This is a genomic window from Pseudoalteromonas sp. SWXJZ94C, from assembly GCF_015864385.1.
Classification (GTDB): domain Bacteria; phylum Pseudomonadota; class Gammaproteobacteria; order Enterobacterales; family Alteromonadaceae; genus Pseudoalteromonas.
This window is the reverse complement of record NZ_JADYXF010000014.1, coordinates 59,516-84,162: the sequence shown is the minus strand read 5'-3', so window position 1 is coordinate 84,162 and position 24,647 is coordinate 59,516. Positions and strand designations below refer to the sequence as shown.

Annotated in this window: 25 protein-coding genes; 11 read left to right on the top strand and 14 right to left on the bottom strand. The window is 39.1% G+C overall.

Features of this window, described 5'->3' with window-relative positions:
* Positions 1-7: 7 nt before the first annotated feature.
* Positions 8-889: an ABC transporter ATP-binding protein gene (locus I6F65_RS08130; RefSeq protein WP_166111202.1), complete on the bottom strand. Its 882-nt coding sequence runs from the start codon at positions 887-889 to the stop codon at positions 8-10.
* Between the two features lie 187 nt (positions 890-1,076).
* Here I6F65_RS08130 and I6F65_RS08125 point away from each other — a divergent pair, with 187 nt between their 5' ends.
* Complete coding sequence (locus tag I6F65_RS08125) at positions 1,077-1,754, top strand: nitroreductase family protein (RefSeq protein ID WP_166111205.1); 678 nt, start codon at positions 1,077-1,079, stop codon at positions 1,752-1,754.
* On the opposite strand, the gene I6F65_RS08120 is transcribed toward I6F65_RS08125, so the two are convergent.
* Positions 1,747-2,055 (bottom strand): helix-turn-helix transcriptional regulator, encoded by a 309-nt coding sequence (locus I6F65_RS08120; RefSeq protein WP_197112374.1) that lies wholly within the window; start codon positions 2,053-2,055, stop codon positions 1,747-1,749. The genes I6F65_RS08125 and I6F65_RS08120 overlap by 8 nt on opposite strands.
* A 98-nt stretch (positions 2,056-2,153) precedes the next feature.
* Between I6F65_RS08120 and I6F65_RS08115 the strand changes: the two genes are divergently transcribed.
* Both I6F65_RS08115 and I6F65_RS08110 read left to right on the top strand, forming a co-directional pair.
* Entirely contained in the window at positions 2,154-2,342 is a 189-nt protein-coding gene (locus I6F65_RS08115; RefSeq protein WP_024610264.1) for a DUF2892 domain-containing protein, read from the top strand.
* Positions 2,342-2,686 (top strand): rhodanese-like domain-containing protein, encoded by a 345-nt coding sequence (locus tag I6F65_RS08110; RefSeq protein ID WP_197112372.1) that lies wholly within the window; start codon positions 2,342-2,344, stop codon positions 2,684-2,686. The genes I6F65_RS08115 and I6F65_RS08110 overlap by 1 nt, the downstream gene beginning before the upstream one ends.
* Before the next feature lie 22 nt (positions 2,687-2,708).
* Here the strand turns inward: I6F65_RS08110 and I6F65_RS08105 are convergent, their stop codons facing one another.
* The 4 genes from I6F65_RS08105 to I6F65_RS08090 form a co-directional block, all read right to left on the bottom strand.
* A complete protein-coding gene (locus tag I6F65_RS08105) occupies positions 2,709-3,104 on the bottom strand; it encodes a DUF1801 domain-containing protein (protein WP_197112370.1) in 396 nt (131 codons plus the stop codon).
* Between the two features lie 37 nt (positions 3,105-3,141).
* Positions 3,142-3,687 carry a PH domain-containing protein gene (locus tag I6F65_RS08100; RefSeq protein WP_197112368.1) on the bottom strand — a complete coding sequence of 182 codons (546 nt, stop codon included), beginning with the start codon at positions 3,685-3,687 and terminating at the stop codon, positions 3,142-3,144.
* A 66-nt stretch (positions 3,688-3,753) separates the two neighbouring features.
* A complete protein-coding gene (locus tag I6F65_RS08095; protein ID WP_197112366.1) occupies positions 3,754-4,371 on the bottom strand; it encodes a LysE family translocator in 618 nt (205 codons plus the stop codon).
* A 64-nt stretch (positions 4,372-4,435) separates the two neighbouring features.
* The gene (locus I6F65_RS08090) at positions 4,436-4,843 is read right to left on the bottom strand and encodes a DUF3224 domain-containing protein (protein WP_197112364.1); all 408 of its coding nucleotides are present in this window, start codon (positions 4,841-4,843) and stop codon (positions 4,436-4,438) included.
* Positions 4,844-4,930: 87 nt separating this feature from the next.
* Between I6F65_RS08090 and I6F65_RS08085 the strand changes: the two genes are divergently transcribed.
* Positions 4,931-6,709, top strand: a complete 1,779-nt coding sequence (locus I6F65_RS08085) for an ABC transporter transmembrane domain-containing protein (RefSeq protein WP_197112362.1) — start codon at positions 4,931-4,933, stop codon at positions 6,707-6,709.
* 44 nt (positions 6,710-6,753) lie between these two features.
* On the opposite strand, the gene I6F65_RS08080 is transcribed toward I6F65_RS08085, so the two are convergent.
* Positions 6,754-7,386 (bottom strand): OmpA family protein, encoded by a 633-nt coding sequence (locus tag I6F65_RS08080; protein WP_024610270.1) that lies wholly within the window; start codon positions 7,384-7,386, stop codon positions 6,754-6,756.
* Between the two features lie 189 nt (positions 7,387-7,575).
* Between I6F65_RS08080 and chrA the strand changes: the two genes are divergently transcribed.
* Positions 7,576-8,730, top strand: a complete 1,155-nt coding sequence (gene chrA / locus I6F65_RS08075; RefSeq protein WP_197112380.1) for a chromate efflux transporter — start codon at positions 7,576-7,578, stop codon at positions 8,728-8,730.
* Here chrA and I6F65_RS08070 read toward each other — a convergent pair.
* The 3 genes from I6F65_RS08070 to speA form a co-directional block, all read right to left on the bottom strand.
* A complete protein-coding gene (locus tag I6F65_RS08070; protein WP_166111273.1) occupies positions 8,687-9,946 on the bottom strand; it encodes a mechanosensitive ion channel family protein in 1,260 nt (419 codons plus the stop codon). The genes chrA and I6F65_RS08070 overlap by 44 nt on opposite strands.
* A gap of 235 nt (positions 9,947-10,181) precedes the next feature.
* Positions 10,182-11,060: an acyltransferase gene (locus I6F65_RS08065; RefSeq protein ID WP_166111276.1), complete on the bottom strand. Its 879-nt coding sequence runs from the start codon at positions 11,058-11,060 to the stop codon at positions 10,182-10,184.
* 102 nt (positions 11,061-11,162) lie between these two features.
* Positions 11,163-13,043, bottom strand: a complete 1,881-nt coding sequence (gene speA, locus I6F65_RS08060) for a biosynthetic arginine decarboxylase (protein ID WP_024610274.1) — start codon at positions 13,041-13,043, stop codon at positions 11,163-11,165.
* Positions 13,044-13,241: 198 nt separating this feature from the next.
* Here speA and speE point away from each other — a divergent pair, with 198 nt between their 5' ends.
* The gene (gene speE / locus I6F65_RS08055; protein WP_197112354.1) at positions 13,242-14,105 is read left to right on the top strand and encodes a polyamine aminopropyltransferase; all 864 of its coding nucleotides are present in this window, start codon (positions 13,242-13,244) and stop codon (positions 14,103-14,105) included.
* A 56-nt stretch (positions 14,106-14,161) separates the two neighbouring features.
* On the opposite strand, the gene I6F65_RS08050 is transcribed toward speE, so the two are convergent.
* Positions 14,162-15,394: a hypothetical protein gene (locus I6F65_RS08050; protein ID WP_197112352.1), complete on the bottom strand. Its 1,233-nt coding sequence runs from the start codon at positions 15,392-15,394 to the stop codon at positions 14,162-14,164.
* On the bottom strand, positions 15,384-16,007 hold the full coding sequence (locus tag I6F65_RS08045) for a plastocyanin (protein WP_024610277.1): 624 nt from the start codon (positions 16,005-16,007) through the stop codon (positions 15,384-15,386). Before I6F65_RS08045 ends, I6F65_RS08050 begins: the two co-directional genes overlap by 11 nt.
* Positions 16,008-16,165: 158 nt before the next feature.
* On the opposite strand from I6F65_RS08045, the gene I6F65_RS08040 reads away from it, so the two are divergent.
* Positions 16,166-18,208 carry a glycoside hydrolase family 97 protein gene (locus I6F65_RS08040; RefSeq protein WP_197112350.1) on the top strand — a complete coding sequence of 681 codons (2,043 nt, stop codon included), beginning with the start codon at positions 16,166-16,168 and terminating at the stop codon, positions 18,206-18,208.
* A 69-nt stretch (positions 18,209-18,277) separates the two neighbouring features.
* Here the strand turns inward: I6F65_RS08040 and envZ are convergent, their stop codons facing one another.
* On the bottom strand, positions 18,278-19,585 hold the full coding sequence (gene envZ, locus I6F65_RS08035) for a two-component system sensor histidine kinase EnvZ (RefSeq protein ID WP_197112348.1): 1,308 nt from the start codon (positions 19,583-19,585) through the stop codon (positions 18,278-18,280).
* Between the two features lie 5 nt (positions 19,586-19,590).
* Positions 19,591-20,310 carry a two-component system response regulator OmpR gene (gene ompR, locus I6F65_RS08030; protein WP_024610279.1) on the bottom strand — a complete coding sequence of 240 codons (720 nt, stop codon included), beginning with the start codon at positions 20,308-20,310 and terminating at the stop codon, positions 19,591-19,593.
* Between the two features lie 194 nt (positions 20,311-20,504).
* On the opposite strand from ompR, the gene greB reads away from it, so the two are divergent.
* The 4 genes from greB (at position 20,505) to I6F65_RS08010 (ending at position 24,544) form a co-directional block, all read left to right on the top strand.
* Positions 20,505-20,984, top strand: a complete 480-nt coding sequence (gene greB, locus I6F65_RS08025) for a transcription elongation factor GreB (protein ID WP_024610280.1) — start codon at positions 20,505-20,507, stop codon at positions 20,982-20,984.
* Between the two features lie 114 nt (positions 20,985-21,098).
* The gene (locus I6F65_RS08020) at positions 21,099-21,410 is read left to right on the top strand and encodes a hypothetical protein (RefSeq protein ID WP_024610281.1); all 312 of its coding nucleotides are present in this window, start codon (positions 21,099-21,101) and stop codon (positions 21,408-21,410) included.
* 49 nt (positions 21,411-21,459) lie between these two features.
* Positions 21,460-22,041 (top strand): CBS domain-containing protein, encoded by a 582-nt coding sequence (locus tag I6F65_RS08015; RefSeq protein ID WP_024610282.1) that lies wholly within the window; start codon positions 21,460-21,462, stop codon positions 22,039-22,041.
* A 178-nt stretch (positions 22,042-22,219) separates the two neighbouring features.
* Entirely contained in the window at positions 22,220-24,544 is a 2,325-nt protein-coding gene (locus tag I6F65_RS08010; protein WP_166111282.1) for a Tex family protein, read from the top strand.
* Positions 24,545-24,647 lie beyond the last annotated feature (103 nt).

Sequence of the window (24,647 nt, the reverse complement as noted above, 5' to 3'; positions counted from 1 at the left end):
CGCCTCCTTATGCTACTTGGCTGTTACGATGATTAAGCAGCGTAGAAAAATACACATCTTCTAGGTTTGCGTTACTAGCTTCAAAGCCTTCAGGTGCTTGCTCGGCTAATACATGTAAAATTGTTTTCCCTGCAAATAAGCGCTTTGAAATAACAGGCAGTTGTGGCTCAAGGTCTTGCGCTTCTTCTTGGCTCATGGCTTTGCGCCAAATTTGTCCTTGCAGTTTATCGGTAAGCGCGATTGGGTTGCCTTCCAATAAAATTTTACCGCCAGCCAGCACCGCCATATTTGGGCAAAGCTCTGCAACATCTTCAACAATATGGGTTGATAATATCACTACTTTTTGCTCACCTAAGCTTACTAATAAGTTATGAAAACGATTACGTTCCTCTGGGTCTAACCCCGCAGTTGGCTCATCAACTATTAGTAAATCAGGGTCACCTAATAAAGCTTGAGCAATACCAAAACGCTGACGCATACCGCCCGAAAAGCCACTTACAGCTTTTGAGCGATGTTGATATAAATTAGTGTGTGCAAGTAATCCTTCAACCGACTCTTTACGCTCGGCTTTATTATGAATACCCTTTAAAACAGCCATATGGTCCAGTAAGTCGTAAGCACTAACACGCGGGTACACACCAAAATCTTGTGGTAAGTAACCTAAGCGTTGGCGCAAAGCTTGTGGGTCTTTAAATACATCAATACCATCAAAAGTAATTGAACCTGAATCAGCCGACTGCAGTGTTGCAATAGTACGCATAAGCGATGATTTACCAGCACCATTTGGTCCAAGCAACCCAAACATCCCTTTACCTATAGATAAATCAACACCTTGCAGTGCATGTACGCCGTTATCGTAGGTTTTAGATAACCCTGTTATTGATAGCATTTTTACTTCCTTGAATATAAGTAATTATTTTTATGATGTTTTATACCACAAGAAAAACAGGAACATAAGTTACCTACTGGCTAAATTTGTAACAACAAATAAACACAATTTAAACTCATAACACTTGCCTGCGCGTTATTCACTCGGTATAAAAACTACATATACTTTTTATAAGAAGCGAAAAGCCATGCAAGATCACCAAAGCCAGCCATTAAACGACTTTATAGAATACCCACACGACGAAATGCTAAATCGCGCTAACGAGTTTTTAACCACTAGCCAACGCCGCCATAGCATTCGCAGCTTTAGCGATCGCCCAGTACCAAAAAATATTATTGAAGCATGTATAAAAGCAGCGGGCACAGCACCAAGTGGAGCGAATCATCAGCCTTGGCATTTTGTAGCTATAAACAGCAGTGATGTAAAAAAACAAATAAGAGAAGCCGCCGAAAAACTAGAACGATCTTTTTACGAAGGACGAGCAGGTGAAGAATGGTTAGATGCACTAAAGCCTCTAGGGACCGATGCTAATAAGCCTTATTTAGAACATGCACCTTGGCTTATAGCTGTATTTAGTCAAAAAAAGGGGGGTGTAAGCACCGATGATAAAAATACGAATTATTATGTGCATGAGTCTGTTGGCTTAGCTACCGGCTTTTTAATTCAAGCTTTGCACCGTGCAGGTTTGGCAACCCTTACTCATACTCCAAAACCAATGAGCTTTTTAACCGACATATGTGGTCGTGATAGAGATAACGAACGCCCGTATATGCTACTTATTGCAGGCTACCCAAGTGATGATGCAACAATACCTGCTCATGCACTCGATAAAAAATCTATCGATGAAATAGCTACTTTTATTTAGTATTTTCTTGTTGGCAAAACCATTCATATAACAAAGCAATGATCGACTCAACTTTTGGGTCGGTCAACGAGTAATAAATAGTATGCCCTTCTCGGCGAGTAACAACCATATCTGCCTTGCGTAAACTTGCTAAATGCTGAGATAGCGCCGACTGTGCTAAAGGTACATTTTTATTTAGCTCACCTACACTTTGCTCGCCTTGTAATAAACTACATAAAATCATTAAGCGATTTTTGTTAGCCATTAATTTTAAAAACTGTTCGGCTTGCTCTGCGTTGACAGCTAGTTGTTCAATATTCATTTTGTTATTTCTCTTTTTTGACCTTTTTAAGTATAGACTTTTACATTAGTAAGTTCTAATATAATTAACATTAGAGTTTACTAATATTAAGGTAACCAATGAAAATTAGCGATGCAATTTTATTAATCGGCGGAAGTGCTGTAGCAGTATCTGTATTATTAAGTTACTTTGTACATAGTAACTTTCAGTTTTTAACGTTATTTATAGGTATTAACTTAATTCAATCTGCTTATACCAAGTGGTGCCCATTAATGTCTTTTTTACGAAAAAGAGGATTTACAGACTAATGCTTACATCGATCCCTGACTTACTAAAAATTATCACACCTAACCAACGCCGTATTGACGCAGCGCAAGCAAAACTCGAGCTTGAACAAAATAAAGGTTTACTTATTGATGTGCGAGAACCCGCAGAGCACGCTACAAAAGCAGCTTCAGGCGCTATAAATATTCCGCGCGGATTACTCGAGATGAAATTAATGGAAATAGAAAAAGACGCAGCACGCCCTATTTACGTGCACTGCGCAAGCGGTGCACGCGCAACACTTGGCGCTGAAGCGTTAACGCGTGTTGGCTACGAAAACGTGACTGTTATTACCTGTGACGCAAACCAAATATGTAGTGTGTTTTAAGTATCTACTTAAGTGCATGCAGTTATGCACCTAACAAAGGTAGGCGTTTAACGCTGTGATAAGTCAGTGCTAATTTAATACACGCTTTAAGTGGGTACTCTGGTAATGGCTTTTCACTATTTAACACTATTGCTCTATTTCCTTCAAAGGTAAGATTATGAGAGTATAATTCTCTAAATGTGCTTACTAGCTTTGATTGGCAATGAAAAAATAAATAGCACGATGAGCCCTTAAAGCCCACGCGAATGGGGCTGCCATTTATTGTGTTATAACTTGGCTCTCCCCACTTTATTGACTCTTCAACAACTCCTAAGCTTTGCTCTTGTGCTACGGTATAAATTAACTCTCGTAATTTTATAAGCTTACTTTTTGCTATTTCAGGATAATTATTAAATATATTTTCTATTTCCGTATTCATAAAAATATCCTTATAAGCATTACAATTTTAAAACAGGTTACTTTTGCGGCCTTTCATCAAGTAAAACAAGTAGCATCTGCTCAATATTTTTAACACTATAAGTAAGTGATCTCAGTAGTTCTTTCTCACTTTGCTCTGTCGGCTGCTGCGAAGTTTTACCTTGGTTAGCCAATATATCTTTTTGCTCAAGTATCGCCTCTCTAAACTCACTCGCATTAACTACACCAAGCAAAGACACTAAAGCGCCATTTCCTGACTGCCCTGCCGTTTCAAAGCTTAAACGATATAACCCAAAAAGGCGCATTAGTGGGCCCTGGCTTAATCCAACATCAGTTATTTTTTCAAGCGGAATCGATTTTTCTTCTTTAAATAATATGCCACGTTTAACTACCAGCTTTTGCGATAATAAATCAGCCGACATAGCTGCAAGTATTCGCCCACCCACCAGCCATACAATAAGTAAAATGATAGGTATAAGCGGTATAGTAATAAGAGCCAACATTGCAAATAAAGTTGCCGTAACCATCCAGTATTGTTTTACCTTGTAATCGAATGAAGCACTTTTTAAAATATGTTTTGTCATTGTTTTAATCCTTTATCTATATAACTAAAAATACACTCTGCAAACTTCAATAATCTCTACTCAATCTTACAAACTAATAACGACTTTTATAGCAAGGGCAATAAACACAACACCCAGTATTTTATCAAGCCATGGGTTCTGCTTAGTAAAACCAAAGCGATTTTTTGAAACCTCAGTAAGTACTGCAACTAGCAAATACCAACCTGTATCAATTACAAACACAGTTAAGCACATAATAATGCCAATGCTTAAAGTCAGGTTTTGCGGGTCTATAAATTGCGAAAACAACGCTAAAAAGAAAATTGCCAACTTAGGGTTTAAAAACGCAATGGCGAATCCATCTTGCAGCGCTTTGGTTGCGCTTAGCTCACTTTTTTGTACTTGCAGTTCGTCATTACTGGGTTTTGCTAATAGTATTTTTAAACCTAAATAGGCTAGATACCCAGCGCCTAAATATACAAGGACTTGGTATACCGTTGGAAATTGAGCCATCAATGTCCCTAAACCAAGTAATGAAGCTGCAGCATAAAGCCCAACACCCACGCCATGACTAAGCGCAGCAAGCATACCGTTTTTCATTCCGCCACTCATTGTATGCTTTAACACAACTGCAAGGCTTGGACCTGGCGACATTGCACCCATCATGCATACAACTACTAAACTAAACCATGCCGTTAATGTCATTTTGTCCCCTATAACTTATCATTTTTAACAGTTGAGATTCGAATACTAAAACCTATACCAAGCTTTACTTACTTTCAAACACGTAGTCAAAATCGTAATAGTGAATGCCCTGCTCAATGCGAATTTTCATACTGCCACTTAAACCCTCTAGCTCATTGGTGCCTGAATCGGGAATAACAGTTAAAATTAGGCTGTCTTGTCCTTTATCCATAGTGCCAAAGTGTTGCAGTACAAAACTGCCCTGCTTACCCTCAAGCTCACCTATCACTTGCTCTATTGCCACGTAACCCGCACTGCCTTGGGTTGGCGTCATTGCGCTAAGCATCTCGCCTTGGCTTGTAGCATTTAAGTCACCTTTAAATGTTTTATCAATCGACATACGTCCTAAGTTAATACCTTGCTGCCCTTTGACGTAACCTTCAATTGGCGCTAAAGACACTATAAATTCACCACTTATTATTTTTGTTGTCATAACAATTCCTATTGATGATATTTAATACTATTGATTTTTAATCCGATGATGCCATATCTATACCTTAACCTTTAAAAAGAATCCACTATGTCAAAAAATACCTCTGCATCCGAAAAAGCTGCTTTTAGCAGCCTATTACCTGTTTTTGCTTTTATAAAACCTTACAAATGGATGGTAGTAGCTGCACTAGCTGCACTGTTAGTGACTGCGGGTGTTAACTTGTCGTTAGGGCAAGGTGTTAAGTTTGTTATTGATCATGGGTTTATTGCAGGCTCCAAAGATCAATTACAGCAAGCTGTGCTGGTACTCATTGGTTTAATCAGCTTATTAGCGATAGGTACTTTTAGCCGTTTTTATTTAATGTCGTGGATTGGTGAACGGGTAAGTAACGATATTAGAAAAGCAGTGTTTAATCGCATTGTAACGCTACACCCTAGCTACTTTGAAGAAAACCGCAGTGGCGAACTTATGTCGCGTTTAACCACCGACACCACATTACTGCAATCAATTATCGGCTCATCATTTTCTATGGCGCTGCGCAGTGTACTTATGTTGATTGGTGGCTTAGCTATGCTGCTATTTACTAATTTAAAACTTACTTTAGTGGTTGTAGCCTGTGTACCGCTGGTACTTGTTCCTATGATGATATTTGGTCGCAAGGTACGCAAACTAGCAAGCTCTAGCCAAGATGCCATTGCCGACATAAGTACCTATGCCGGAGAAATCATACAAAACATCAAAGTAGTGCAAAGTTATAGCCATGAAGAACAAGAACAACATGCCTTTGCGCTTGAGACCGAAAAAGCCTTTAACGTTGCTAAAAAACGTATTAAGCAACGTTCATTTTTAATAGCCGTGGTGATTTTTTTAACCTTTAGTGCTATTAGCGCTATGTTATGGGTAGGTGGTAACGACGTACTTGCAGGCACCATGAGCGGCGGCGAGTTAGGTGCGTTTGTGTTTTACGCTATTATGGTTGCAATGTCGGTGGCAACCGTTGCTGAAGTATATGGCGAACTACAACGTGCAGCTGGTGCTGCGGCAAGGTTACTTGAGTTACTTGCTGTTAAAAGTGAGATAGAAAACCCGCTAGATCCACAAGACGATAGCTTACTGCAAAACATTAACAGCCCTGCTATTACGCTTAAAAATATAAGCTTTAACTATCCTTCTCGTCCAGACGTGAGTGCGCTTAATAAAATAAACTTAACGATTGAGCAAGGTCAAACAGTGGCAATTGTTGGTCCCTCTGGCGCAGGTAAAACAACGTTATTTGAATTACTACAGCGATTTTACGATCCGGCTAGCGGAGCCATTAAATTTAAAGATGTAAACATTAAAGATTTATCGCTTAATACTCTGCGTAATAAAATGGGCATGGTAGCGCAAAACCCTATTTTATTTAGCTCCGATGTAATGCATAACATTCGTTATGGCAACCCTAATGCAACCGACGAGCAAGTTTATGCCGCAGCAAAATATGCGCATGCCGATGAATTTATCAAACAGCTACCGCAAGGTTATAACAGCTTTTTAGGTGAGCAGGGTGTGAGGTTATCGGGTGGGCAAAAGCAGCGTATTGTGCTTGCACGTGCCATACTAAAAGACCCTGAAATACTTCTTCTTGATGAAGCCACCAGCGCGCTAGATGCGCAAAGTGAGCAACATGTACAAGCCGCGCTTGAGCATTTAATGCAAAACAGAACAACGTTAATAATTGCCCATAGGCTGGCAACGGTAAAACATGCAGATGTAATTGTAGTAATGGAAAATGCAGAAATCATAGCAACGGGTACTCACCAAGCGTTATTAGCAAGTAACCCGTTGTATCAAAAACTGTGTGAATTACAGTTTAATAAGGATTAGGGTTTGTTGACCTTTCAAGGTTAAATTTGCAAGGTTCAAGAACCCTAACCTTCGGTATTTGGCACTATTTGAATTTCTACACGACGGTTTTGAGCACGACCATTTGCACTATCGTTAGTCGCAATTGGGCGTGTTTCGCCATAACCCATAGTACTAACTCGTGTAGCCATAATTTGCTGGTTCACTAAGTAGTCTTTCACACTTTGTGCACGCTCACGCGATAGGTTCATGTTGTAGCTATCTTTACCTGTACTATCGGTATGCCCTTCTACACTAAGGTAGGTTTTTTCGTACTTGTTCATTACTTTAGCAATCGCGTTTAACGTATCGTTAAAGCCTGATGAAATATAAGACTGATCCGTTGCAAAAGTAATGTTTGATGGCATAACTAAACGTAAGTTATCACCCTCTCGTACTACTTCAACACCCGAACCTGCTAGCTCATCACGAAATGCTTCTTCTTGCTTATCCATGTAGTCGCCAACAGCTGCGCCAGCAAGTGCACCAATAGCTGCACCAATAAAAATACGTTTATCTTTATGATTACCCGTAGCCTTACCTAATACACCTCCGGCTGCAGCGCCAATAGCGGCACCTTTACCTGTGTTATTCATTTCGCAACCAGAAAGCAACAAAGCTACTACGGTTACGCTTAAAAGTGATTTAGTTAAAGTCATGGTGATACCTATTCATTAAGAATTTAGCAAGAGTATGCAAATACATGTATGAACAAACTATGAAGAGAGTGTTAAAAGCAACGCATCTAGCTCGATAGTTAAGCATACCCTAAACTAATGTGTCGTTTTAATAAAAATGTCATACTCCCCTGTGACAATTTAATGAACTTTACAAAGGATATTGGCGCAATGTTAATTGCTATTTTTAGACAGTTTTTTTTACTAGGGTGTATGAGCTTTGGTGGCCCTGCTGCACATTTAGGCTACTTTAAACGCCACTTTGTAGATTCATTAAATTGGCTTACTAATACTCGGTACGCACAACTTATTAGTTTAAGCCAAGCTATACCAGGTCCTGGCTCTAGCCAAGTTAGTTTTGCAATTGGCGTTGAGCGTGCTGGTGTACTGGGCGGTATAGCTGCATTTGTAGGCTTTACTCTGCCTTCGTTTTTAATAATGGTGCTACTTGCGGTTAGTGCTCATCAATTTGACGCTATTTACTTTGCTATTATTGCAGGCTTAAAGTTATTTGCCGTTGTTATAGTTGCTGATGCAACGCTTAGTATGGCTAAAAGCTTTTGTACAAGTACCGCACTTAAGCTACTTGCTGTAATGAGTACACTTGCTTTGGTGTTATTACCAATGCTAGGCACTCAAATCGCTATTTTAATAATTGCTGCAGCAATAGGTGCTATATGGCCTTTATTAAAACTTGGTACAGCCACGGAAGATATTAGTAGCAAAAAAAGTAATATTAACTGGATTGCTCTGGGGTTATTTGCGCTTCTACTTGGTGTTAGCTTTATTCCGCTTGGTCAAGAGTTTGCTTTATTTGCGCCTTTTTACCAAGCAGGTGCAATGGTGTTTGGTGGTGGTCACGTAGTACTACCAGTACTTCAAGCCGGCGTACCAGCATTGAGTGACGATCAATTTTTAAGTGCTTACGCCAGTGCACAGGCAGTGCCAGGACCTATGTTTACTATTGCTACTTACTTAGGCGCACAACTTACCACTGAGCAACCATTAGTAGGTGCTTTTATAGCTACACTGCTTATATTTATGCCTGGTTTTTTACTTATACTGGCGTTTCAGAAGAGTTGGATTAACTTGGCAAACAAACCACGCTTTGCAAGTTCAATAGCTGCACTTAATGCAGTAGTAGTTGGTTTTTTAGCGGCTGCGCTGTATTCGCCAATTTGGACATCAGCGGTGCATAATCTTTGGCAAGTTGCGTTAGTAATAATTGCATTTACATGGCTGCGATTTAAAAAGCCACCTATTTGGTGGCTCTTAGCTTTATTTATTGCTGTGGGTCTTTTGCAACACTACTTGCCATCACTCTAAATGTTGGCTTATCTGTCTGTTGCTCACTCGGTGGGCTTAATTGCCCGCTTACACTTTGATATGCCCTAAGACCAAACACCGGTAACACCGCAAGCAAATGGTCCATTATCTCGGCCTGTAAGTGCTCGTACGAAATCCAGCGTTTATCTTCACTAAAGCAATAAAACTCAATAGGCAAACCATGGTTTAGTGGTTGCAGCTCTCGTACCATTAACGTAAGCGACGTATTAATTTTACTGTGCTGTTTTAAATAGCCTTCCGCATAACGGCGAAACAGCCCTAAATTAGAAACCTGAGCAGGTAATGTCGTCACTCGAATGTAGTCATGCAACGGAATAGCTGCATCAATTTGTTTTCTAAATTCGTCACTCACCAAACAAATACTGTGCATATCTATATTAAGCGACCGCTTAATACGCCTACCGCCCGACTCTTGCATCCCGCGCCAATTTTTAAACGAGCCCGCTACTAACATATAAGTGGGAATAGTGGTTATAGTGTTATCCCAGTTACGTACCTTTACCGTGTTTAAACCCAAATCAATTACTTCGCCATCAGCGCCGTAATTTTCTACTTGAATCCAATCACCATAGGTTACTAAGCGATTTGCTGCTATTTGAATACTCGCTACAAAACCTAAAATAGTGTCTTTAAATACTAATAACGTAACCGCAGCAATCGCACCAAAACCAGAGAGTATATAAGTAGGTGACTTTTCAAGGAAAATACTAACTATTAAAATAGCACACACTATAAAGGTGACTAGCTTAACAACCTGAATTAAGCCCTGAATAGGAACTTCACGTGCAAACTCTAATTGATTATAAATAGTGCCCGCAATACTCACAATACTACTAAAAATAAAACCGACATAAATAATGAGTAAAGCTTGCCCTATCGTTTTTAGTATTTCTCCTGCAATTTCATTAACTGGGTATACGCTATCAAATGTAGCTAAAAACAATACACAACACAGCATTCCTGCAATACGTTTGTTTAGCTTATTAAGCATAGGAGAAAGCGCGCCAATACGCTCAGGAGAAAGCTTCGTCACTATTTTTTGAATGCCAGGCAACATTAAACGACGAGTAAATAAATACAGTACTAATAACGACACGACCCCAATTGCTACTGCAGTAATAGAGCTAAGAAAATCCGCGTCGGGTACTTTTTCAAACCAAGGAGCAATTAGCTCTTGCAAGTGTGTATTGGTCATAGAAATTCAATTTCCTTACTGATTTTAGGTTCATGTGTGGGATGCTGTTTATAAATATTGGTGAGTTGTATATTTTAGTAACTTACAACTCACTCATATGTTTTGAAAATAATGCCTAAATGCTTTACCGTTTTAATTAATCGTTTTATAAACGAAATACCCATATATCGCAGTCAATAAGCGATACATACTTTAATTCACTTAAAGTATGTATCAGTAATTCGTTTATTACTTTTTATTTATGGTTATTCTCAAGCTCTTGTAACGTTAGCTCTTTGTTTTCCCATAAACGGTTTAACTCGCTTTGAAAGCGTATTCTAAAATCAGAATCACCCGTGTAATCACCAATTAGCTCTTCGCTTACAGGCCTTACTTCAACGTGTATATTAATATTCTTTACCTTACCACCAGCAAAATCCATAAACGTAGGAATGCCATCAGGGTAATGAATGGTTACATTAACTACTTTAGTAATTTGCTCGCCCATTGCTTGCATAACAAAAGCGATACCGCCCGCCTTTGGTTTTAATAAATGTGGGAACGGACTGCTTTGACGCTCATGTTTTTGCGCAGTAAAACGAGTACCTTCAACAAAATTAACCACACTTACCGGCATTTCTTTAAATTTTTCACACGCTTTACGCGTTGTTTCTAAATCTTTACCACGGAGTTTTGGGTTCTTTTTTAACTGGCTTTTGCTAGTGCGGGTCATAAATGGGAAATCAAGCGCCCACCAACATAAACCTAAAATTGGCACGTAGATAAGCTCTTTCTTTAAAAAAAAATTTAAGAATGGAATTTTGCGATTAAATACGCGCTGTAACACTAAAATATCTACCCAGCTTTGATGATTTGCAATAACCAAGTACCAATCTTTTAATTTAAGATCTTCAAGCCCTGTTACATTTAGTTTAGTTGGAGTAAATAACTTTTGGTTTAAGCTATTAAAAGTAACCCAAATAGTTGCAAATTGCTTGGCCGCCCAGCTCATCAGCTTTTGTAGCGGCTTAATAGGAATAAGCTTTATAAGCCCGCAAATGAAAATGGGCACAAACCAAAAAAGAGTATTTATTGTGTAAAAAATAATACTAAATACACTGCGGATAACTGACATTACTTCTTTTCCTTTAAACATAACGCAGTAATCTATTACTGCGCTTTTCTTATACTTAGTGACGTAATTAACCTAAATTAAGAATAATTAATGATGACACCATTAATCTTCAAAATAGGTGTAGCCTTCTAGCCCTGCATTAAGCTCAGCTAAATAGCCTTCTTTACATTGTGCAGATACATCAAGTTTATTAATTTGATGTGCAAAGTTGTCCGCTAAAATGTCGCTATCATAGTCAACAAACTTTAATACATCCTTAACGCTATCACCTTTTATAGCATTGGTTAACACATAACCATCGTCGTTAAGCTCTACATGTACTGAATCGGTGTCACCAAATAGGTTATGTAAATCACCCAAAATTTCTTGGTATGCACCAACCATAAACATGGCAATATGATATTGCTCACCATGTTTATACTCAGGAATCGGTAAGCTAGTTTCGATACCAGCACCTTCAACGTATTCACGAATTTGCCCGTCAGAATCGCAGGTAATATCTTGAATAATCGCGCGCTGAGTAAGTGGCTGAGTTAAGTTTTCGATTGGCATAACAGGAAATAACTGCTGAATCCCCCACACATCAGGCAGCGACTGAAATAATGAAAAATTAACAAAGAGTTTATCGGCAAGCTTTTCGTTTAAATCGTCTAGTACTTCACGGTGAGCACGTGCGTTATTACTAAGTGATGCACGTACGCGGTGTAAAATAGTAAAGTAAAGCTGCTCTATTTTCGCCCACTCTAACATGCTTACTAAGCCATGCACGTACTGATCGTGCGCTTCGCTAAATAAGTGCATAGCATCATGATAAATCTCTAATGCCATACGCGGATTTAAACGCTGCAAACATTGCCACATTTCATCAAGTACTAATGCACTGTTTTTAACAGGCGCTTCTGGGTTTAAATGATTAGGCGCTTTTTCTACATCAATAACATCCGTAATTAATACCGCATGATGCGCGGTTAAAGCACGTCCAGATTCAGTAATAATAGCCGGATGCGTAAGGTTATGTTGATCGCACACTTCTGCAAATGCATTTACTACATTACGCGCATATTCTTCAACGGTGTAATTCATTGAACACGCACTACGTGAGCCTGAGCCCTCATAATCAACGCCTAAACCACCGCCAACATCAACGGTGTTAAGTGGCACACCTAATTGAGTAAGCTCAGCAAAGTGACGCGCACATTCACGCAAAGCACGGTGAATATCACGAATGTTGGCAATTTGAGAACCAATATGAAAATGTACCATTTGCATTAAGTGCAATTTATTATGCTTTTTAAGTACTTCAACTGCGCTAAGCACTTGCCCTGCAGTTAAACCAAACTTGCCTTTTTCGCCACCCGTGTTTTGCCACTTGCCTTTGCCCACTGAGTTTAAGCGAATGCGAATACCAATAGCTGGCTCAATACCTAGGTTGTCGATTTCTTCGAGTAGCGTGGTAAGTTCTGAAAGCTTTTCTACAACAATTTTTACACTGTGCCCCATTGCTTGACCAATACATGCTAAGCGTAAAAACTCACTGTCTTTATAGCCGTTACACACAATAGTGATTGGCTCTTTTGCTACACCCAAAATAGCCATAAGCTCTGGCTTTGAGCCGGCTTCTAAGCCTACAAGCCCACTTGGATGCGCTAATAATTTACTCACAACAGAGCGCTGCTGATTTACTTTAATTGGATAAACACAGGTGTATTTACCGTTATATTCACGATTTGCTCGTGCTTGAGTAAATGCATTAGTAAGCGTGTCTACACGATTTTTTAAAATATCGGTAAAGCGCACTAAAACCGGCAACGTTAAACCTTGTTGTTTAAACTGCTCAGTTAATTGCGTTAAAGAAATTGCGGCTTTTGTTTGGTCGCCATCTGGGTAAGCCACCAGTTCGCCTTGTGCGTTAATATCAAAATAACCATCGCTCCAATGAGCAACGTTATAAGTAGCGCGTGCTGTTTCTAAACCCCAGGTCATGGCAACTCTTCTTTAGTCAATTAGGTATAAAGGCGCATTTTAATACGTCACTATCCACTAGGCTAACAAAAATTGAACTTTCACTCACTCCTAACTAACTTTATTCGTCAAATCAGTTAAAATGTCATTGAGCAATACGCCAAGCACTGGCAAAATTGCCCCTTTTTCATACTCAACCTAAAAAGTGTAATAGTAACTATGGCAAATTTAGATCAAAGTAAGTGGTTTACTGAAATTAGCGACCGCGATGGCAGCGCATTTTCATTACGTATTAATAAAAAGTTAGATGAAAAACAATCTCCTTTTCAAAAGGTAGAAATGTTTGAAACCACAGACTTTGGTAATTTAATGATCATCGACGGGTGTACTATGGTAACAACCCGTGAAAACTTCTTTTATCATGAGATGATCAGCCATCCTGCACTTTTAGCGCATCCAAACCCTAAAAACGTGGTTATTATTGGCGGCGGCGACTGCGGTACTCTACGCGAAGTGTTAAAACACCCAGACGTAGAAACTGTAACGCAAATAGATATAGACGAAGTAGTAACGCAAATGTCGTTAAAATACTTTCCAGAACTTTGCGAATCTAATAACGATCCTCGTGCAACGGTTATGTTTGACGATGGCATTAAATACATGCGCGAAGCAGCTGGCGAATCTATTGACGTTGTTATTGTTGATGGCACAGATCCAGTAGGTCCTGGGGAAGGTTTATTTAACCATGCGTTTTACACTAGCTGTTTAGATGCACTGCGCCCAGGTGGTATTTTAGTACAGCAAAGTGAATCGCCACTTATGCATATGCCATTATTAGTTGATATGCGCGAAGCTATGTTAAGCGTAGGCTTTAACGATTTACAAACACTGCCATTCCCGCAGCCAATTTACCCAAGCGGTTTATGGTCGGTAACACTTGCGCGTAAATCACAAGCATTTGACGGTTTTAGAGAAGATGCAGCTGCAAATATTGCGCAGCATAGCGAATACTACAACAACGGTATTCACCATGGTGCACTCGCTACACCTAACTATATGAAACGCGCATTCGATAAAAAGTAATTTACATAATTTGTAAAACTAAAAAGGGAGCGTTTAAACGCTCCCTTTTTTATACTTTAAAAACGCCACTGAGCGTTTATCATTACTTGTTGTTGCGAAGTACGTTGATTAAAACCTATTGCGGCTCTATTTTCAGCAAAGCTTTTAAGCGCAGAAGCTTCAACTCCTACCTGAACCTTTTTATTAATATTGTAACGCCACGTGGCCGTTATCCCCTCGCCATGGCTAGTATTAGGGTCATATGGAGTAATGTCGTTATCGGTTACTTCAAAATAGTCGTAACGTAACGAAACTCTGTTTTTACCTTCTTTATGGCTCAGCATTAAATAGTGACTATAAAATGTATTATCTATTAGTTTATTATCACCCATCTCGGTTTTACCATTTAACACTTGTGCTATAAAGCGTGTTTTTTTATTAAACTTATATAACCAAGCAGCACTAGTAAAACGGGTATCCCATGCATACTGCCCCGAACTAATATTAAGCTTAGTTGGGTCGCCATTGTTGTTGTAATAATAAATTCGAAATTGTGACTTTTTTAAATAATCCCAATGCACACCGGCATAATAACCAAAGCGACCGTCGACTTCTTCAAACGGTAAAACTTGATTAGCTTGCCAGCGTAGCGCGTATTCATTTAATGACGCGACAGGTGCAAATTTAACACCTTCGTTAAATGTTGTTTGCCTATCGTGTAATGCAAAACCACGCCACGCGAGTAAGGTACCCGCAGGGTCATTGCCTTTAAATATAGCCCCTACAAAGCTAAAGCTATGTGCGCTGTTGAAACGTTTAGCTGGGCGCTTAATAGTTACTTCAGCGCCAACAGTACGTAACTCCTCTCCAATCCAGCTATTAATTGCTGAGTTTGTATAGTTATAAGGAGAAGTCCAACCTATGTCTGGATTTTCTAAAGACATAAGTGGGTAAAAGCCCCCTACGCGCACATGCCATTTATAGTCGCTATTAGATAGCGGTTGATACTTTACATAAGCTTGCGTAAAACCTAAGCCAACATCAGGATCCTGATTAAGGTTTAACACCCCATGAGCCGACCAGCTAGATGCTAAATCTATATTAAAATCTAAAATACCTTGCGATAAAATAAGCTCATCGCTTTTACTATCATGCCGATACAGTCCAACGCCACCTTCTTGCCAGCTCAGTATGTCATCACCTTGTACAGCCCTAACTTGCAATAAACCTCTTACTTGTGCGCTCAGCGTATTACTAAAAAGTACAATACAACTTAAAAAAGTCAGCTTTAGCAAGTTATTAATAGTCATCAAATTCATCCGTAGCAAAATCAATTTGCTCGGTTATAGTTTGCTTAATTTTGTAGGTAAGCGGTTTTGAGCTTACAGATACCACTTCAGATTCAACATTACTTATATCACCAAACCCTGAGTGCCATACGCTAAGTGTGTACTCGCCTGCCATCGCTGTTAAATCAACTTTTCCGGCTTCATCTGTAATCGCAAAAATAGTGCTATCAACCACCACTATATAACCTAACATCCAATCATGAATATTACAGCCAAGCTCAACAACACCCGTTTGATCAAAAGTAATGGGCGCTTTTGGGTGCTCCTTATATAGCTTTAATTCGAACGTTTTGGCTTTAGAAAATGAATAAACATGATGCATGATTGAGTCCGCATTCGGAAACTCTACCTTTGCATTTTGTGGGACAACTAAAATACGTGGCTTAAATTCTCGATTTTGCTGGGTCATCGCATAAGGTGCTTCAGGAGGAATAACGCTAGAGGGGTCTCCTGCAGTTAGCCATACAACAGCATTAGGTAATGGGTCATTATTAGCATTTTTAATTGTAATATTTGCTGCAAAAACTCCAGTACTAACACTTAGTAAAAATACATAAAGTAAGCTTTTTATCATTTTCTTGTCGCTATTATCAATTTATTTACATTATAGACCGATTAAGCCACCAAATTCTTTCTATTTTTTAAAACATTGAATACGTATGTAAGCAGTCGTATTAATCATCAACAGTCATTATCCTTAGATGTCACCACCGACTCATCTAAGGACACACCATGAGAATACCAGCACTTGTGCTTTTAGCCTTTGCTAGTAATAGCTACGGACAAACCGTAGAGCTAAAATCGCCAGACACACAAATAACAGTAAGCATCTCTGACGAAACCAACACGCCTAGCTACGCAATAAAATTTAAAAACAAAGCGGTTATAAACAAATCTTTACTGGGGTTTGAATTTAAAACACAAGCGGCTTTTAGCGACGGTTTTAAAATTAAAAGCATTGAACAACAAAGCGTTAATACACAGTGGCAACAACCCTGGGGCGAGCGCCAAAACGTTGTTGACGAATATAACGAAGTAGCCGTTACCTTTACAAAAAACGAGCCAAATAAAGGCACCTACACAATTCGATTTAAAGCATTTGATAGTGGTGTAGGTTTTAGGTACGAAGTACCACAACAAGCCGGGTTCGAACATACAGAAATAACCAAAGAGTTGACTGAATTTGCAATAAACAATAGCCATAATGCAACAGCATGGTGGATACCTGCTCGTGGCTGGAACCGCTACGAATATGTTTACAACACCACTCCACTTAACGAAGCTTCACTAGCTCACACACCATTTACGTTTAAAACAAGTGACGGTACTCATATTAGTATTCATGAAGCCGCACTTGTTGATTACGCAGGCATGGTGCTAAATCAGCGTCGCTCTGGTACGTTCACTGCCGATTTAACGCCGTGGTCAGATGGTGTTGCCGTTAAAAAACAAGGTGCTTTTAAAACACCATGGCGCACCATTCAAATAGCCGACAGCGCTGTTGGCTTAGTTAATTCAGATATAATACTAAACCTAAACGAGCCTAATGAACTCGGTGACGTGTCGTGGGTTAAGCCTGGCAAATACGTGGGTATTTGGTGGGGTATGCATATAAACACGCAAACTTGGGGTAGCGGTAAAAAACACGGCGCCACTACGCAAACCACAAAATACTATATGGATTTTGCAGCGCAGTATGGTTTTGATGGCGTACTCGTTGAAGGCTGGAATATTGGCTGGGATGGCGATTGGTATTTTAATGGCGATGTATTTAACTTTACCAAACCGTACGACGACTTTGATATAGCAGCGCTTACTCAATACGGCAAAGAAAAAGGCGTACAACTCATTGGTCATCACGAAACATCAGGTAATGTAAGCAACTACCGTGACCAAATGGAAGGTGCTTTTGCTCTTTACGAAAAATCAAACGTAAGCCAAGTAAAAACAGGTTATGTAGCCGATGGCGGAAATATAAAACGTATAGACAAAAACGGTATTGCTCGCCACGAATGGCATGACGGGCAGTTTATGGTTAACGAATACCTTTATAACGTAAAACTTGCAGCTAAACATAAAATTAGCATTAATACTCACGAGCCAATTAAAGATACAGGCCTGCGCCGTACTTATCCAAACTGGATTGCGCGCGAAGGTGCACGCGGACAAGAATACAATGCATGGGGTTCACCACCTAACCCACCAGAGCATGTACCAATGCTTGCTTTTACCCGCATGCTTGCAGGACCAATGGACTTTACGCCAGGTATTTTTGATATGAGCTTTAATGGTTTAGGAGGCGATACAAACCGCCCACAAACCACACTCGCCAAACAACTCGCACTTTATGTTGTTTTGTATAGCCCAATTCAAATGGCTGCCGACTTACCTAAAAACTATTTGGCTAAGCCCGATGCGTTTCAATTCATTCAAGACGTACCAACAGATTGGCAGCAAAGTATTGCTCTTGATGGCGAAGTAGGCGACTTTATTGTATTTGCACGCAAAGAGCGTAAAAGTAATAAATATACAGGAAATGATTGGTACTTAGGTGCAGTTACCGACGAAAAAGCACGTGCTATTGAGGTGAAACTAGACTTTTTAGAACAAGAGAAGAAGTTTGAAGCGCAAATTTATAAAGATGGTAAAAATGCAGAATGGAAAAATAATCCATACGATCTAACTATTGAGAAGCGTATTGTAACTGCAAGCGATAAACTAACGCTTAAGCTTGCCACCAGTGGCGGCACCGCGATTCGCTTCAAAGCTCTTTAATATATAAATTATATTTATTTTATAAAACGTTAAAGCCATCCGTAAATTTAGTCAACGATGGCTTTTATATTAACTGCTAATTTTAATTGGTAAATAAACCTTTGCGCTTAAGCCGCCTTCCGGTCGATTAGAAAGTTTCACTTTACCATCGTGCATATCAATAATGCGTTTAATAATAGCGAGCCCTAACCCACTACCTTCACTGCCGCGCGCTGCATCACCTTGCTTAAATGGTTCAAACACAGACTCTAATTCACTCTCAGGAATGCCAGGGCCATTATCTTTTACTTCAACAACCACATACTTTTTATTAGAGTTGTAGTAACTAAGTACTTCAATATCACCCTCTGAATAACGCCGCGCGTTTCCTATCATATTCGTTATAACACGCTTGATAGCCACTATACTTAGCGGAATATTAATAATGTTTGGATTGCTCTTAAAAGTAATTAAACGCTGATGCTGTAGCTCTGAGTTTACAACTTCGGCTATTAAGCCGTTTATATCCTCACAAATTACCTCTTCACGCTTGTGGTGCCGTAAATACTCAATGAACTGATCAATAATGCCGTTCATGTCTTCTATATCGTAAATAATGCCTTCACGTAAGTAGTCATCTGTATCAGCCATCATTTCGGTAGCTAAACGAATACGTGTAAGCGGTGTACGTAAATCATGAGACACACCAGCCATTAATAAACGGCGGTCATTTTCAAGTGCCGCAATACCGCGCGACATTTGATTAAATGCACGTGTTACCGCAATTACTTCTGTTGAACCTTCTTCTGCTAACTTAGTGGTAAAGTCACCTTTACCTACTTTTACTGCGGCTTGTTGCAACGCTTTTAATGGTCTGTTGAGATGCCTTGCAAATAACCACCCACCCAGCACACTTAAAAAGCCGATACTTGATAAGTAAAAAGTTAAAAACTCTAAGTTATTTTCTTTAAAGCCGGTTAACGGTACTTTTACCCAATAACCTGGTGCTTGTGGTGCTTCTACCCAATATATAAGCGGGCCTGTTTGGCTAATACGTACCCGTGAAAAACCACCTAATTGCTCAGACATACTTCGCGATAATCCTGAGTATTCACGAGTTTGCCCAAGCCCACTACGCATAGCTTCACGCTGGGTCATTACTTCAATACCTGTTATTTCAAAAAACTTTTCTGAAATCTCATCGTTTATCTCTACGCCATCTTCCCAGTCAATAAATACCGTTTTTATTTGCTTAGCTAGCATTAAATTAACTTGCTCAATAGTCGGCTTTACAACGTATAAGCTTACTGTAACGTAAGACACTATTTGATTTATAAGTAATAAAGCAGCTACCAAAAAAACAGTTTGTCCAAACGCACTACGCGGAAAAAATCCCATATAAGTTACTTTTCACCGTCAGGAACAAACACATAACCCAAACCCCATACGGTTTGAATATAACGTGGATTAGCAGCATCTATTTCAATCATGCGGCGTAATCGAGATACTTGTACATCAATGCTTCGCTCAAGAGCACTGTAGTCACGACCACGCGCTAGATTCATTAACTTGTCGCGACTAAGCGGCTCTCGAGGGTGCGATACAAGTGCTTTAAGTACGGCAAACTCCCCACTAGTCAGTGAAATAACTTTTTCACCCTCACTCATTTCACGTGTTGCTAAGTTAAGGGTAAATTTACCAAAAGCGATTAAGTTTTCTTCAGCAGCTGGCGCACCAGGCACTTCTTTTGCGCGGCGGCGTAAAATAGCTTTAATGCGAGCCAATAACTCCCGAGGATTAAATGGTTTAGGAATATAATCATCTGCACCTAGCTCTAAACCAATAATACGGTCTACTTCATCGCCTTTTGCAGTTAACATAACAATAGGGATTTCGTTTTCTTTTTGGCGCAACCTACGACAAATAGACAAGCCATCTTCGCCAGGAAGCATTAAATCGAGAACCATTAAATGAAAGTTTTCACGCTCAAGCAGTCTATCCATTTGCTCCGAGTTTCCTGCTGTTCTAACAATAAAACCTTGCTCGACTAAGTAACGCTCGAGCAAGCTGCGTAAACGCATATCGTCATCAACAACTAATACTTTTGTGGTTTCGTGTCCCATTTTTATATTTCTTATTTTTATATCCAGTTAATAGTTAATATAAATGAAAAACTTAATAATCAAAAACTAATTACCCGCTTAGATTGTTACTGAACATTTCAAAAACACTTATTACCACGCTATAAATTTTAAACTCGACAAGTTTCACTAATTTTAATACCGTGCCCAATATTAGAGTTTGAGAAGAATATACCGTGAAAACAAATTTAGTTACCCGCGAAGGCTACTTACAACTGCAACAAGAACACGACCAATTATGGAACGTAAAACGTCCAGAAGTTACAAAAATAGTGAGTTGGGCAGCAAGCTTAGGAGATCGCTCTGAAAACGCTGATTATCAGTACAATAAACGATTACTTCGTCAAATAGATCGTCGCGTACGCTACTTGCGTAAGCGAATCCCTGATTTAAAAATTATTGATTACTCTCCAGTGCAAGACGGAAAAGTATTTTTTGGCGCCTGGGTAGAAATAGAAAATGAAGAAGCTGAAACTAAAAAATTTAGAATAGTGGGACCCGATGAGATTTACGATCGTAAAGATTATATTTCTATCGACTCACCTATGGCGCGTGCATTGATTAAAAAGCAGGTTGATGACGAGTTTGAGGTAATGACACCTCAAGGAAAAAAAGAGTGGTATATAAATAGCATTCACTACCAAAAAAATAAATAACATGTTTTGATTCAGATCATGTTAACTTTCTATTGTGTAAATTAAAACAATACGCTATAAGTGAATTTACTCCAGCTATAATTTTTTAGTTTGAGATTAGTTAAGGTAATGGTTATGTCAAACGTAGTACAGCGCATATTAAGTAATGCCGTATTGTTTGCACTTTTAATGGGTGTAAGTCTAACCCTGCACGCCAATGCCAAAGAAAGTAATTTAGACCATGTAACGGTTTCAAATCATTTTATTGCTTGTGATATTCCTGACCAAGCTAACCTAGACTTTGACGTAGATTCTCACGTTAATGTTATTTCCTTTACGGCGCCTCAACCACTCCCTAAAGACACAAACTCTTTTTACACTAGTTTAATTTTAACCAGACCTTTTAGCACTGCTTATCAGCGCGGACCACCTAGTAATTTAATTTAACTCATTATTTTTAAACATTGATTAAATTTTATAATTATAGGTGACTAATATGTCTAACTTTAAAGAATTACGTGCTCAAAACATTTCTCATGGCGTTATTGCTAACACATTTGCTGAAGATCAACCGTTAATTGATTTAACATCTCCGGCATTAAAAATGGTAAACAACTTTACTCAAAAAACGCCTATTCGTGCACAACACGAAACAACGATTGAAGAAGCGCTTAAACAAATAAGCACTCAAAAATCTGATTTTATATTAGTAACTGATGATGCTAATAAGCTAATTGGTATTGTTTCAAGTGCAGATTTGCAAAGCTCTAAAATAGCTATAATTGCACAGCGCCTAAACTCACCACATAAAGAAGTGAGCTTACGTCATATTATGACGCCAATAAGCCAGCTAATGGGTGTTAGCATGCAAAGCCTAAGCCACGCATGTATTGGTGATGCACTGCAAACAATGGAGCATCAAGGTGTGATGTTTTTATTGGTAACAACAGCGAATAATGAAATATGTGGGTTAGTTTCAGCAAGACAAATTGCCAGAACACTACAAATTCCTGTACACATTACACCAATAGCTAACTCATTCAGTGAAGTACTAGAAAACGTAGAGCACCCTCACTAGGGGCTCTTCACACCTTATAATTCCCCCCTCCATTGCAACATCTTAAAGCAAGTAAAATAGCTTGCTTTAAGAGCTTTTTATTACTTTTTATTACTACCTCGTGTGATATTATTCAAGCAATTAGTCGTATCAGTTAACTGCGTTAACTGGTCTTATTTTTGTTTAAAAAGGTTTTTGCATGAGCGATATCTCTGCACGTTTAGCCATTGAGCTAAATGCACAGCAACAGCAAGTTGTTGCGGCAACAAAGTTACTTGATGAAGGCTCAACAGTGCCTTTTATTGCCCGTTACAGAAAAGAAGTAACCGGTGGTTTAGACGACACTCAATTACGTCTTTTAGAACAACGTTTATCTTATTTACGTGAACTAGAAGAGCGTCGTAGCTTTATATTATCAACCATCGAATCACAAAAAAAACTGACTCCAGAATTAAAGAACGATATAAATACAGCGCAAAGTAAAACTGAGCTTGAAGATTTATACCTACCTTATAAAGCAAAACGTCGCACTAAAGGTCAAATAGCAATTGAAGCAGGCTTAGAGCCTCTTGCAAATGAGTTATTCAACAATGCAAACCTAGACCCTGAACAACAAGCAGAGCAATTTATTAATGCTGAAAAAGGCTTTGCTGATACAAAAGCAGTGCTTGATGGTGCTAAGTTTATTTTAATGGAACGCTTTGCTGAAGATGCAAAGCTACTTGCTAAGTTTAGAAGTCACATTAGTCAAAATGGCGCTATTGAAAGTTCGCTAATTAAAGGGCAAGAGCAAGCTGGTACAAAGTATCGAGATTACTTTGAGCATCAAGAGCTTCTTAAAAAGGTCCCTTCTCACCGAGCCCTTGCAATGTTAAGAGCGCGTAATGAGGGCATACTTCAGCTAAGTGTGAATCCTGAGCCAAGTTCTGAAAATTCAGCTCAATTGTGCGCTCAAATGATTGCAGATCATTATCGTCTAGATATTAAATATAAAGCGGCAAGCCCTTGGCTATTAAGTGTTGTGCAATGGGCGTGGAAAATTAAATTAGGTTTACACCTCGAAAATGAATTTTTTGCAGCTATGCGCGAAAAAGCAGAAACTGGTGCAATTGATGTTTTTGCTAAAAATTTAAAAGATTTATTAATGGCAGCCCCTGCAGGTCCTCGTACTACACTTGGTCTTGATCCTGGTTTACGTACTGGCTGTAAAATCGCGATAGTCGATAGCACAGGTAAATTACTAACCACACAGACTATTTTCCCGCATGCGCCGCAGAATCACTGGGATAAATCAGTTCGCACATTAGAGCAGCTTTGTCGTCAACATAAGGTTGAGCTTATAGCCATTGGTAATGGTACTGCATCTCGCGAATCAGATAAGTTAGTTGCCGAACTAATGAAGGCAAATACTGAGCTTAAACTAAATAAAATTATGGTAAGTGAAGCCGGTGCATCTGTTTATTCTGCATCTGAACTTGCTGCTAATGAATTTCCAGATTTAGATGTATCTTTACGCGGTGCCGTGTCTATTGCTCGTCGCCTACAAGACCCTCTTGCAGAGCTTGTTAAAATTGAACCTAAATCAATTGGTGTTGGTCAATACCAGCATGATGTATCGCAAAGCCAATTAGGGCAAAGCCTTATCTCAGTAGTAGAAGATTGTGTAAACTCTGTTGGTGTAGACCTAAACATGGCATCTGTACCACTGCTTACACGCGTTTCTGGTTTAAACAAAACATTAGCACAAAATATTGTAAATTATCGCGATGCTAACGGCTCATTTTCTAAGCGCAGTGAACTTAAAAAAGTTGAGCGTTTGGGGCCAAAAGCTTTTGAACAAGCAGCTGGATTTTTACGTATTAATAATGGCAGCGATCCGCTAGATAACTCATCGGTTCACCCTGAGGCTTATCCTATAGTTAAACGTATTTGCGAGCACAATAGCGTTGATGTAAATAGTTTAATTGGTAACAGCGACTTTTTAAATAAATTAGCTGCTAACGATTATATCGACGAAAAATTTGGTTTGCCTACCGTTACCGATATTATTACTGAGCTTGATAAACCAGGTCGAGATCCACGCCCTGAATTTAAAACAGCTGAATTTAAAGCCGGCGTTGAAAAAATTAGTGATCTAAAACCAGGTATGATTTTAGAAGGTGTGGTTTCTAACGTTGCCAACTTTGGTGCTTTTGTTGATGTAGGCGTTCATCAAGATGGTTTAGTGCATATTTCAGCTATTACTAATAAATTTATATCAGACCCGCGCGAAGTAGTTAAAGCTGGCGATATAGTAAAAGTTAAAGTAGTAGAAGTCGATGCAGCGCGTAAACGCATAAGCTTTACTATGCGCTTAGATGACGATATTGATACCAGTAATAAAGCAGCTCCATCAGCTCAAAAACCACAAGCGCGCACTAATAGTTCACAACCTCGCGCTGCAAAGCCAAAACGTGATAGCGGTAATGCTTTAATGGGCAATGCATTTGCTGATGCGTTTGCAAACGCTAAAGTGAAAAAGTAATAATTAACCTGAACTCTGAGCAATAGAGTTATTCCATATTAAACCATAATAATATTTAGGTTTATTATTCAAAGTTCAGGTTACTTAAAGTGACAAGCAATAA